A 12,164-nucleotide genomic window follows, 5' to 3' on the forward strand; every position below is an offset into this window, starting at 1 on the left:
TTAATCGTTGGTACAATAAATTAAAAAGTTATTATTATGCTGCATTACGAAACGGGAGGAGTTCAAAAGAGGGTCAAAGATATTCAAAAAGATTAAGCAAGTTAGACAGCAAGCGTCATAATCAAATCAAAGATTTCTTTCATAAAGTGAGTTTTAACATTGTGAAAGTAGCAAAAGAACATCGCATCGATACCATCATTATCGGTAAAAATATGGATTGGAAACAGAAAGTCGCTTTAGGCTCCAAAAATAATCAAAATTTTGTTCAAATCCCACATGCGATGTTGGTGTCAATGATTCGGTACAAAGCAAATACCGAGGGCATAGCCGTCATTGAAACAGAAGAAAGCTATACATCTCGAGCAAGCTTTTTAGATGAAGACCCGATCCCAACCTACAAATCGGGGGAAAAAAGTGATGACATCTTTAGCGGAAAGCGAATCTCGAGAGGGATGTACCGTTCAAAAAAAGGAATTTTAATCAACGCCGATGTAAATGGCTCGGTGAATATACTAAGAAAAGTAGTCCCAAAGGCATTTGCCAACGGGATAGCGGTTGTGTGTACCCAGCCTCTAGCGGTCAATGTGCATTAGCACCAACCCTGAAACCTGCGACTTCAGTCGTAGGAGGTTCATGGACCGGAAAAATCGGAAATTGTAATCGGGGAAGTATTGAAGGATAGAGGGGGGAGAGAAGACATCGTACTTGCAACAAAAGGCGCGCATAAATTTGTCGGAGAGCAGGTGCAAGTAGATAATTCTCCTGACTTTTTGAAAAAGTCGGTGGAGGAAAGTTTGAAAAGGTTGCAGACCGACTATATCGATCTTTACTATATTCATTTTCCTGATAAAGACACACCAAAGGATGAGGCGGTCGGAGCGCTCAAAGAAATGAAAGATAAAGGGATGATCAGAGCAATTGGCGTATCCAATTTCTCTATGGAGCAATTGTTAGAGGCCAATAAAGATGGCTATATTGATGTTTATCAAGGTGGATACAACCTTATTGACCGCACAGCGGAAAAAGAATTGCTCCCATATATGAGAGATCATCATATTTCATTTGTTCCATATTTTCCATTAGCATCTGGATTGTTAACTGGTAAATACGATAAAAATACAGTGCTTACTGAAGCTCAGCTAAAAAGACGTCAATTTCAGGGGCAGGATTATATGAATAATCTAGAAAAGGTGGAGATGCTCCGTAAAATTGCTGATGAAAAAGGAGCAAAGATAAGTCATGTTGTTTTAGCTTGGTATTTGACAAGAGATACAATTGATTCTGTTATTCCAGGGGCTAAAAGACCTGATCAAGTTATGGAAAATTTGAAAACTCTAGATACGCATTTAACGGAGGAAGAGATTCAAGAAATCGACCGTATTTTTAGTGAATAAAGAAAGGGCTTAGCGGCCCTTTCTTTGTGTTTGTTAAGTAAATTATAAAATTTTAGCGTGTGGATAAGTTCTAACAGGAAGGTTTGTCGTCCAGCTCCAGCGCCTAGCGACTAGCAAATTTACGTCTTCTTCCTACGATAAGTCAACATCGGCTCATGCTTCGCCGTGTTTCCTTTATCTCAGGCCAACAGGATGTTGGTCAGAACGGCGTTGCGCCAGGACGGCGCGTTTTTAGCCGTTCATCCTTATTATTAAAATTTGTACGTCGCTAAACAGGCGCTTGCGCTTTTGTTCTTTAAAATGTTTTTGTACTGTCCGAAGGGACATTCCTAGTTTTCGGTTCAGGAACACGAGAAAGCAAAACAATACCGATAATGAAGAGAATGACTAAACTGAATACCCCATAAGAAGTATTACCGGTAATTTGTGCTGTAACTCCAAGTAAAATTGGCCCCATGACAGCAGCGAACTTTCCGATAATATTATAAAACCCAAAAAATTCATTAGACTTTTCCTTGGGGATCATTTTAGCATAGTAAGAACGGCTCAACGCCTGAATTCCTCCTTGTGACGTAGCAACGAGCATGGCTAAAATCCAAAAATCTAATGCAGTTTTTAAGAAGAATGCGTAAATACATACGATGATATAAACAAATATTCCAACATAAAGCATCTTCTTTCCTGTGAACCTTTCTGACAGCTTGCCAAATAAAATGGAAAAGGGAGCGGCTACAACTTGAGTAAAGAATAAGACAATCAATAAAGTAGTGGCAGATAGCCCTAAATCTGTTCCGTAGGCGGTTGACATCGAAATGATGGTTCCGACGCCATCAATATAAAAGAAGTAAGCTAGCAAAAACAGGAATAATGCCCGATACTTTCGGATATCTTTAAAGGTAGTCCCAAGGCGCTTAAAACTGTTAATAATTGGTTTAGATTCCCGTTCAATATAATGGAGTTGATAGACGTTTTTAAACATTGGAATCGAAAAGACGCCCCACCAGATGGCCGTGATTAAGAAGGCAATTCTACTTGCAGCTGCTGGAGAAAGCGGGAGAATTTCTTTTTGGGACAACAAAATAATCGCGATGCTAATTATAAATGGAATTGTACTGCCGATATACCCCAACCCATATCCACGAGTAGAGACTCGGTTCATTTTCTCTTCAGTCGTGATATCAACAAGGAAAGCGTCATAGAAAATATTAGCACCAGAAAATCCAATTGTAGCAATCGTATAACAAATTAATAGTGGGAGCCATTGTTCCCCAGGAATGAAAGCAAGTGAGGCAGTTGCCCCGGCTCCTAAGATAAAAAAGAAAGTAAAAAACTTTTTCTTATAGCCCTGATAATCGGCAATTGTCCCTAGGATTGGGCTAAGTAATGCCAAAATAAACGTTGCAATTGCAATCGTATAACCAAGATAGGCAGTCGAGTTAACATCACTGACCCCTGCAGCTGAAGCAACCGATTTGTAAAAAATAGGGAATACCGCTGTCGTAATGATAATAGAATAGGCTGAATTTGCCCAATCATATAAGATCCAGCTTTTTTCTCCCTTTGTAAATGTCCCCATAGTATCATCTCCTTTTTTCTATTATATTTGATGTGCAATTTGAATAGTTTAGATAATTAAAATTAATTAAGTTCATCTCTTAAAAATAATATCGATTACTTTTCCGTCCGTCTCACCTAGATGGATCCCCAACAATTTAGCCAGAGTTGGTCCTTCATCTGCAAGGTGCATGGTAGGTATAATCTGTTTCTTTCGGATCCCTTTTCCAGAGGCTATGAAAACGGTTGTGTAATCTTCCTTTTCTGGAGAATATCCATGGGCTGCATGTGTGTAGCGTTTTTCTATCACATCTGTTTCTGTTATTTCGTCAATAAAATTTCCTTCCCAGCTCTCGTGAAAATAAAATCCTTGGCGAGCTTCTAACATAAAAGCGGCATGGGGATCAGCACCCCTTTTTGCGGCTTCCTTACCTGTCATTATGTTTTCAATTCCATTTTCTTTATGATCTAAAAGCTCCTGTAGAAGACTTAGAATGGCGTCTTTTGTAAGCAAATCATTGTCATCTTGTAAGTAAATATAGGCAGAGCCATCACAACTTTTGCAGTATGCTTTCCAAGCATCGACTTTACCACGCTCATTAATGTGGAGGAGGCCGTGTTCCTTTAGTAATCCATTTATTTTAATAGCCTTTGATTCATCAAGCGCACTATGATCTCCTAAAGCGATAAGAGTAGTATTTTCATAGACTCCTGTTGTTGTGAGGGCATCGATGATTCTTCCAAGTCGTTTATCGTGACGAATCAGGGCAGCATGGGCTTCAGATGAGGAAAACCCGTGAAGATGCCGTTGAGTATCAAGATCAGTAAAGTGGATTAGCATCAAGTTCGGTCTTTTCGCATGGATTGTATGTACAGCTGATTCAAGGACAAAATCATCTAATTCAGGTTGGCTCAATCCTTTCCGAATATGACCAAACCGTCTATTCATATCAAGTTGATAGAAAAAGCTGCCATTCAGAAGGGATACTGTTATTTGATTGAGCCAAGGGCGATTTGCAAAAATTTCAGGCATATGATAATCAATATTTGCCTTTGCAGTTACTGGCCAAAGAAGGGCGGCTGTTTTCATTCCAGCCCTTTTTGCTTCATCATATAAGGTTGTTCCTTGGATATGTGAGCGGTGCCAATACCAATCAGGGGAGTGTCTGCCGGGTTGTAGTAAAGTATTATTGATAATTCCGTGACGATTAGGGAGATTTCCTGTCACAATGGTTGCATGACAAGGATAAGTGACGGATGGATAAATAGTCTCCACATTTTTACAGTAAGATGCTGTTTTTAAAAGTTTTCTAAAGTTAGGAAGATGTTCAATGATGGGGAAATCTAAGGAGGATAGACAATCAAATGAGATAACAATTAAATGCTCAGTCAGACGGTTCATAGTATTATTCACCCTTTCCTATAATCAGTAAATTCCAAATTATATTTCTATTATACTGTAGGAGTAGGGAATTATCTTCTTAATCTTAAAATAATCAGCATAATAAAGGGAGTCTCCTATTGAGAGCTCCCTTATTTTTACATACCTTTACCAGCATGATTTTGACGACTGTGATTTTTATTTTTGGTTTTTTTCGAACCACTTAATGGTTCAGGTTGTCCAGAACGGTTTAACTTGGACTTATTATCATTCTTTGACATGTTTTCACCCTCCTATTGAAATGATTACAATTTAGTTTGTCTTAAAATAAAGGAATTATGATTTAATGGAAAATAATGATGAATAATATGTAGAAATTTTACGAATCATGTATAATTTAGTTATCAATGGAAACACATACATCAGAAAGGAAGACATCAACATGAGTCATGAACCTTTGATTATAGAAACAAGAGCGGGGTTAATTGAAAATATTCACGAAGGTTTGATTTGCGGAGTGAATGATCAACTTAAGTCCATTCATAAAGTCGGAGATGAAGAGCAATACGTCTACTATCGTTCGGCCTCTAAGCCTATTCAAGCAATCCCGGCATTTATGTCCGGTATTGTGGAGAAATATCAATTGACAGATGAAGAAGCTGCTTTATTTACAGCATCCCAACGCGGGGAGACTTATCACATCGCTGCATTAGAATCACTGCTAGAGAAACTGCCCGCAAAGGAAGATTATTTACATTGTGCAGCCTCTCTACCTTTAAATCAGGAACCTAGAGATGAAATGATTCGGAATAAAACAGAAAAGAGAAGATTATACCATAACTGTGCAGGGAAGCATTTGGGTTTTCTCGCTGTTTGTCATGAGCTGGGCTATCCTGTTGAAGGTTACTGGGAAATTGACCATCCCCTTCAACAAGAGCTATTAAGTATACTAGCTACACTTGCTGAGATTCCTGTCTCTAAAATTAAGGTAGGAGTTGATGGCTGCGGAGTTCCAGTTTTTGCTATCCCGCTTAAAAATATGGCCATTACTTATTTGAAGCTAGCTTGTCCAGATTTAATTGAAGATGAAGCAATAAGAAATGCTGTCGTTAAAATGGTAAAGGTGATGAATGAACATCCCGATATCGTAGCTTCTGAACATTTTGTTTGCTCAGTCCTCCTCAGAGATGAAAATATTGTCGCAAAGGGTGGAGCACAAGGAGTATATTGCTTTGGTTTGAAAAGGGAAAGAATCGCATTTGCGTTAAAAGTACTAAGTGGGTCTGAGGCTGTTTGGCCAAATATTTTGGCATCGATTTTAGAGCAAATCAATTATAGTAATAAGAGTACAATTAACGCCTTACAGGAATTGCGCCCAGCTATTGTAAAAAATGATGCTGGAATTGAAGTAGGTCAAGTGCAAACGGCATTTTCATTAAAGAATTTAATGGAGGTTTAGTCATTGATTATTGAAGTGATTGTCCAAAACTTTGTTGATGCGATTAAAGCTGAAGAACTAGGTGTTGATCGACTCGAACTTGTATCTGCCATTGAGGAGGGCGGGTTAACTCCAAGTGCTGGTGTTGTAAAAAGTGTTTTGGAAAATGTCTCGATTCCTGTCCAAGTTATGGTTCGGCCACACGGGTACAGTCATGTCTATTCAAAGGACGAAATAAAAGTGCTACTTGAAGATATTAAATATTTGCATGAACTTGGTGTGAAAGGAATTGTCATTGGTGCTATAAACCCTGACCATACAGTAAATATAGATTTAATAGAGTCTATTATACATCTCGGATTAGATTTAGATATAACATTCCATCGCGCATTCGATGAAGTTCGATCTTTAGAAGAAGCATATAGATCACTTATTCCGTATAGCAAACATGTTAAACGAATATTAACATCTGGTGGTAAATCAACATGTTTAGAAGGAGTAAACGAACTCCAAAAGCTAGTTGAACTTTCAAAAGACTTAAATGGCCCAGAAATTTTACCAGGAGCAGGGTTAAGCTCAACAAACATTAAAGAAATTCATGAACAAGTAAAAGCTAACCAATACCACTTTGGAAAAGCTGTTAGAATCAATGATTTATTTACGGAAAGCTTTGATTCTAATAAAATAGACGTGTTAAAGGGAGTATTAAAATAAGTCTACTTTCTTTATTAGAAACAAGCATCTTGAATTAAGGTGCTTGTTTTTCTTTTATTAAGAAGAAACTAGTCTGAAGGTCACTAAGTCCTTTTATCTATATTTTGAATCTTTAGAATATTTTGGTTGACTTTCGAAATACCCTCCTTTATTCTAAAGGTAATATCCAGAATTGATAGAAAAATTGGAGGATTTATCTTTTTGGCCATCATGGGTTACATATAATAGAAGAACAAGTTGAAGCGTTAACTATTACTGTTTGAAAAGGGAAGGAGGACTAATAGGATAGACAACGTGCTGTAATGTTATGGATGAATGAAACTTACATTCACCTAGTAACTTTTTGCGTGAAGACTTATTGAAAAGATAGTTAGGAGGAGAAATATGGGGATCAAACGAAAATTGGGAATGGGAGTTGCAAATGCCCTGTTGGCTGTCAGCTTAATCGGTGGAGGAACATATGCTTATTTCAGCGACGAGGCTGAAACAAATAATACCTTTGCAGCAGGTACATTAGATTTGAACGTTGATCCATCCGTGATCGTAGAAGTAGATAGCTTAAAACCTGGGGATACGGTCGAAAGATATTTCTATTTAAAAAATGATGGTAGTCTTGATATTTCTAAAATCGTTCTTCATACAGAATATGATGTGGAAGATGCAAAAGGTGATAATACAGAGGATTTTGGTAAACATATTATGGTCCACTTCTTGGAAAATACGGAGAAAACGGATTTGGATCCGACAACATGGGAGTGGAATTACAATGATATTGTTTCATCTGTAACATTATACGATTTGCAAAATTTAAGGCCAGATGCCGTGGAAAAGCTTGTTCCACTCTGGTTAACAGAGCAGAGCGGTTTGGAGGCAGAATCTAATGACCTTATGTATGTCTTAATTGAATTTGTTGACAATGGCGAAGAGCAGAATCAATTCCAAGGGGATAAATTGAAACTAAAGTGGACGTTTGATGCCCACCAAACGGATGGAACGAACAGGTAACTTACAAATTAAAGGAGTGCTTTGGACAAGCCAAAGTACTCCTTTATTTTTGCTTAGGGATGCATCCTTGTCTAGCTGCGGAAGAAACTCCTTCATTGTGGAAAGAGCATTGCCTGTCCGTTTTAGTCTTCTAATTTGTTATCTCTTACTAGTTGCAATAGGGCTGGGATATGGTGTGGTGTTATTTGCGGCTCCGCTAATTCTTCTTTCACAATATGCCACCAATCAAACAATTCGAGATAGATTAGATCAAATATCATGATCCCGTGTGTCTTCTCTAAATCCATCCGTATTGCTTCTCTGAAAACTTCAGGCCGATCTTTATACTGATTTAAATATAGGCTTCCATAAACAAAGGTAGCACTATTAACTGCCTCCATGGCAAGCTCGGCAGATCCTTCTACACTATATACTTCCGGGCGATTATTTGCGATTGCCTCTTCTTTTGTAATATCTTCAAAATAGGTGCCTGTCATAATGAAATCAAGTGTCTCAGCATAACCCGTTTTATGGTAGTCTTCACTTGCCCAACTATATTCTGGTTTGTATGTTTGGCTTGCCCAGTTCACACCTTCACTATAATAATCGGAATACCACGCTCCAACATAGGTACTGAAATATACATCTTCATTAATTTCATGAATTAAGTTTTCAGCCTTTTTAAAGAAGGATTGAATATTCTTAGCTCTCCACTCAATCCACTTCTTATAATGAACACCCGGGACGAGCTTGTCTCCATTCTCATGATCAATTGTAAAAATGTCAGCTGGCCAACTCTCAATTTGTTGTCCAATATATTCTTCAAATTTATCTCTACTTAAATCGCTAAAATCAGCGTTAACATTATTATATCTCGCTCTGTCTAAGACAATGCCGTCCAACTCATAATTTTGAACCAATTCTTCTATAATGCCAAGCTCATAGTTTTGCACATCTTTGTTGATAGGATTAACAAAAGTCGAATGACCTGGAGCCTCTGATGCAGGAATAAGCTGTGCTTCGGAATTCACCTCGATTTCATCACCGACTGAAAGGTTGCCCAAGATCCATTGTCTAGCTGTACCATGGCCAGATAGGACATATCCATTTTCAGGAATATCTAAAGCTGGTTCACCTGTTGTACTTTGATCGGAAATTTTCGTAATAATCCCATCGACGACTTGTACTTCTGCTCCCCAACGATTAGCTGGTGAAACTTCGTAAGCATCTCTCGTATACATCACTAAATAATTTGTATTTCTAGTTATATTTGTGCCTGATAGATTAAAAGTCGCTCCGTTGTTATTTTTGACTTGGCGAACACTTTGATAAAGGACGCTCTGCCATTCTGGATGCTCGTAAGCAGGTCCTTCTTGATAAGTCGTACTACCTTCTGAAAATACATTAATAGCTGCATGTACTTTTATATTATATTTTTTTGCTTCATCTATCACCGTTTGGAGTAAATCATAGTTTGCAGGATAGCCTTGATAATTAGGTATTGTTGATGTGCTTATGTGCGGAGCCAGTCTACTATTGTATGCTGTATAGCCTGTGGAGTTTTTTATGTCAAGGATGATCGTATCAAAGTTTGCATCTGCTGTTTTTGCAACAATGTCTTTAACCTTTTCAGGAGTATCAAGATTAAATAAGTTTGCCGATAAATCGTACCAAAGGATTCTTGCTTTTGAGTTTTTGTCCTTAATTAAATTTTCAAGCATCATAGGTCGAAGATGATCTCTTCCCCCATCTCTTGCGCTTACTGGTAATGCCATCATAAAAACTAAAAGGAAACAAGAACATAAAGAAAACCATTTCTTCAAATTAATTCACTCCTTTTAAAATATGCCCTAAAACTAAAGAAAATAGTGTCCTCCTCCTTTCTATACAACATTCTGAAGTCAGGGCTAGACTTCAAGATGATAATAACATAATTTTCAGTATAGTAGATCAATTCTCCAGTTATATTATAAAAAGAGGAATTAATCCCTATAACGTCCAAAAAGGGACTAAAAAAAAACGGTAGATAGGCAAATAGTTGTTATTCAAATAAACAGTAGATATCTTTTTATATGAACCAATTAATTTTATAGAGTAGGAAATCAAGCATTGCTCTTTAAGGTTTACAACTTGCCTATAGTATCTTTGGCAATGAATAGAAATTGGTATAAAACAAATATTCGAGTAACGGCATAATATAATGAATAGTCATAACTTTTGTATTGACATAAATAGTGTGAATAATATAAAATAAAGTTGGTGGTAAATACCTTCGTAGTATTATTTTATGGAGGCAAATACCATCTGAAAATAGAATAATAATAACTTAAGAATGGTTCACTAAAAGGGGGATAAAGATTGCTAAAAATGAAAAGGCTTTCAGTGTTGTTGGCTGTTTTTGTTTTACTTCTGATGGCGGGTTGTTCAGGAAACGGTACTTCTGATTCTACTTCAAAGACAGGCGGCTCTTCAGATGGAAATACGCAAGGGGAAAAGGCTGGTACGGATACAGAGAAACCCCCGAAAGATGTAGAACTTAAGTTTTGGACAATTTCATTAAGCCCAACGTTTGATGATTATATTAATGGATTAATTGATCAATTTGAAGAGGAGAACCCTGGTGTCACTGTTAAATGGGAGGACATTCCATATGACACGATTGAACAGAAAACATTGACAGCAGCAGCTTCTGGTCAACTTGCTGATGTTATGAATTTGAACACGGATTACCTGAAAAAACTTGCCGCTGTAGGAGGGATTCTTGATTTAACAGAAAGAGCAGCTGATGTAAAAGATGATTTCTTTGCAGGTGTTTGGGAAGCTGGTAATTTAGGTGATAAAACATATGCTCTACCTTGGTACCTCTCAACGGGTGGTTTACTCTATAATACAGAGTTATTGGCAAAAGTCGGATATGATCATCCTCCAGCAACAGATGAAGAGGCTTGGGAAATTTCGGAAGCCCTTTATGAAAAGTTAGGGGTATACGGAAGTACTCCGAAAGATGTCCATTTATATCTGCCGCAAAATGGCATGCCTCTAGTATCGGAAGATCTAAAGAGTGCAGCATTCAACACACCAGAAGTTCTTGCGGTGTTTAAGGATTTCAAAGAAAAATTTGATAAAGGATTAATTCCGAAAGAGATTTTATTAGGTCAAGCTGAACCGAATGAATGGTATGCGCAAGAAAAGATGGCTTGGTGGGGAACAGGGCCGCAGCTTTTCCGCCAGGTGAAAGATTTATCTCCTGAAGTGTATGAAAAATCGGATGCAGCACCTTCTATTGTTGGATCTTCTGGATTCAGGCACGTTTCCATTATGAATATTGCTGTAGCTGCGAAATCTAAAAATCCAGATGAAGCTGTTGAATTCGCTAAGTTTGTGACAAATGCAGAAAGTCAATTAGCATTCGCTAAAATTGTCGCTATCCTGCCTTCTGTTATTGAAGCGACTGAAGATGAGTTCTTTACTCAGGGCGAAGATTCAGATGATCCTGCGGAAAAAGGGAAATTCTTTGGTGCCAAACAATTGGATATAGCGAAGGATATGTTTGCTCCAGTTGAAAATATCTCGGAGATTAATAAGACAATTAATGAAGAGTTCCATAAAGTCTTAATTGACAATAAAGATCCACAGAAAGCACTTGACGATGCTGAAGCAAAAGTTAATGAACTACTGAAGGATGAGTAATAGTTTGCCAGAAACTATTTTAAAAAGATTCTAGTTTAATACTGTTTTGAAGGCATTCTAGTGCAATAGCATGATGAATGCCTTCTTTACTAAATCAGTAAGTTTCACTTTATGCACTTTGACATTCACGAGATTGCTAGGGGGGGTAGTATTGTATAAAGCTAGACATGCTTGGTCGTTTCTAATACCAGCAGGATTATTATTGGCCGTTTTTAGCCTTATTCCTGCTGCAGCCGCATTAGGACTGAGCTTTACAAAGTATAATGTGTTTGAGCAGTCTGTAGATTGGGTTGGATTTGACAATTTTATAAAAGCATTTAAAGATGAAGATTTTTTGCAAGCGTTGAAAAATACGTTTTACTATTGGATTCTCGTTACTCCTGCCTTAGTCGTACTGCCTGTTTTTCTTGCTATATTAGTCAATCAAAAGCTAATTGGAATAAAGCTATTTCGTCTAACTTACTATTTTCCTGTTCTTGTTTCAGTCGTCATCACTGCAATACTTTGGAATTGGTTGTTCTCCAGTGATGGTATCTTAAACTATCTACTAAGTCTTGTTGGAATTAGTGCTGTAGATTGGTTAACGAGTACGAAAATGGTCATGCCAAGTCTAGCGTTGGTAACCGTTTGGCAAGGACTTGGCTACTATATGCTCTTTTATTTGGCCGGTTTGCAATCTGTGCCAACAGATTTATATGAGGCATCTGAACTCGACGGAGCAAACTTTTGGCAAAAACATGTACATATTACATTTCCAATGTTGCGTCCAATCATCTTTTTTGTTGCCGTTGTTTCGACGATGTCAGCATTTAAAGAGTTTACTCTTATGTTAACAATGACAGAAGGCGGACCGATCGGGGCTTCGACTACGGTTGTTTATATGGTTTTCCATAAGGCTTTTAAGCAGTTAGATATGGGTTACGCGAGTGCAATTTCATTTTTATTATTTATTATCATCATGTTGTTAACTCTTCTTAATAAAACTACCTTGGATAAGGAATCAACGTAA

The 12,164-nt window shown here is 37.6% G+C and carries 10 protein-coding genes and 1 pseudogene; 7 read left to right on the forward strand and 4 right to left on the reverse strand.

Translation table 11 applies throughout. The features are described 5' to 3' along the window. Positions 1-593: IS200/IS605 family accessory protein TnpB-related protein (locus BN1243_RS15100; RefSeq protein WP_084781948.1), on the forward strand; the 593-nt coding region annotated here is incomplete at its 5' end. A gap of 36 nt (positions 594-629) precedes the next feature. Continuing rightward, positions 630-1,394, forward strand: a pseudogene (locus BN1243_RS15105) (aldo/keto reductase); the annotation flags it as partial. A 295-nt stretch (positions 1,395-1,689) separates the two neighbouring features. Here the strand turns inward: BN1243_RS15105 and BN1243_RS15110 are convergent. The 3 genes from BN1243_RS15110 to BN1243_RS21405 form a co-directional block, all read right to left on the reverse strand. Beyond that, positions 1,690-2,970 (reverse strand): MFS transporter, encoded by a 1,281-nt coding sequence (locus BN1243_RS15110; protein ID WP_062108134.1) that lies wholly within the window; start codon positions 2,968-2,970, stop codon positions 1,690-1,692. 72 nt (positions 2,971-3,042) lie between these two features. Further along, positions 3,043-4,350: an alkaline phosphatase family protein gene (locus tag BN1243_RS15115; RefSeq protein WP_062108137.1), complete on the reverse strand. Its 1,308-nt coding sequence runs from the start codon at positions 4,348-4,350 to the stop codon at positions 3,043-3,045. A 137-nt stretch (positions 4,351-4,487) separates the two neighbouring features. Next, positions 4,488-4,610 carry a small acid-soluble spore protein P gene (locus tag BN1243_RS21405; RefSeq protein WP_069201789.1) on the reverse strand — a complete coding sequence of 41 codons (123 nt, stop codon included), beginning with the start codon at positions 4,608-4,610 and terminating at the stop codon, positions 4,488-4,490. 161 nt (positions 4,611-4,771) lie between these two features. Between BN1243_RS21405 and BN1243_RS15120 the strand changes: the two genes are divergently transcribed. The 3 genes from BN1243_RS15120 to BN1243_RS15130 all read left to right on the forward strand — a co-directional run bounded on the left by BN1243_RS15120 (position 4,772) and on the right by BN1243_RS15130 (position 7,486). After that, positions 4,772-5,788, forward strand: coding sequence for an asparaginase (locus BN1243_RS15120; RefSeq protein WP_062108139.1), 1,017 nt, complete (start codon positions 4,772-4,774; stop codon positions 5,786-5,788). Between the two features lie 3 nt (positions 5,789-5,791). Next, positions 5,792-6,481, forward strand: a complete 690-nt coding sequence (locus tag BN1243_RS15125) for a copper homeostasis protein CutC (RefSeq protein ID WP_062108141.1) — start codon at positions 5,792-5,794, stop codon at positions 6,479-6,481. Positions 6,482-6,865: 384 nt separating this feature from the next. Continuing rightward, positions 6,866-7,486 carry a TasA family protein gene (locus tag BN1243_RS15130; protein WP_062108143.1) on the forward strand — a complete coding sequence of 207 codons (621 nt, stop codon included), beginning with the start codon at positions 6,866-6,868 and terminating at the stop codon, positions 7,484-7,486. A 122-nt stretch (positions 7,487-7,608) separates the two neighbouring features. Here BN1243_RS15130 and BN1243_RS15135 read toward each other — a convergent pair whose 3' ends face one another. Next, positions 7,609-9,288 (reverse strand): alpha amylase family protein, encoded by a 1,680-nt coding sequence (locus BN1243_RS15135; RefSeq protein ID WP_062108145.1) that lies wholly within the window; start codon positions 9,286-9,288, stop codon positions 7,609-7,611. A gap of 544 nt (positions 9,289-9,832) precedes the next feature. On the opposite strand from BN1243_RS15135, the gene BN1243_RS15140 reads away from it, so the two are divergent. Next, positions 9,833-11,155 (forward strand): ABC transporter substrate-binding protein, encoded by a 1,323-nt coding sequence (locus BN1243_RS15140; protein ID WP_062110662.1) that lies wholly within the window; start codon positions 9,833-9,835, stop codon positions 11,153-11,155. Between the two features lie 151 nt (positions 11,156-11,306). Beyond that, positions 11,307-12,164, forward strand: coding sequence for a carbohydrate ABC transporter permease (locus BN1243_RS15145; protein WP_062108147.1), 858 nt, complete (start codon positions 11,307-11,309; stop codon positions 12,162-12,164).

Source organism: Bacillus niameyensis, from assembly GCF_001375535.1.
Taxonomy (GTDB): Bacteria; Bacillota; Bacilli; order Bacillales; family Bacillaceae_C; genus Lederbergia; species Lederbergia niameyensis.

What these genes read in the sequence shown, in the direction of transcription:
- BN1243_RS15120 (WP_062108139.1), top strand. Translation starts at nt 4,772, where the DNA reads ATGAGTCATGAACCTTTGATTATAGAAACAAGAGCGGGGTTAATTGAA.
- BN1243_RS21405 (WP_069201789.1), bottom strand. Translation starts at nt 4,610, where the DNA reads ATGTCAAAGAATGATAATAAGTCCAAGTTAAACCGTTCTGGACAACCT.
- BN1243_RS15130 (WP_062108143.1), top strand. Translation starts at nt 6,866, where the DNA reads ATGGGGATCAAACGAAAATTGGGAATGGGAGTTGCAAATGCCCTGTTG.
- BN1243_RS15110 (WP_062108134.1), bottom strand. Translation starts at nt 2,970, where the DNA reads ATGGGGACATTTACAAAGGGAGAAAAAAGCTGGATCTTATATGATTGG.
- BN1243_RS15115 (WP_062108137.1), bottom strand. Translation starts at nt 4,350, where the DNA reads ATGAACCGTCTGACTGAGCATTTAATTGTTATCTCATTTGATTGTCTA.
- BN1243_RS15140 (WP_062110662.1), top strand. Translation starts at nt 9,833, where the DNA reads ATGAAAAGGCTTTCAGTGTTGTTGGCTGTTTTTGTTTTACTTCTGATG.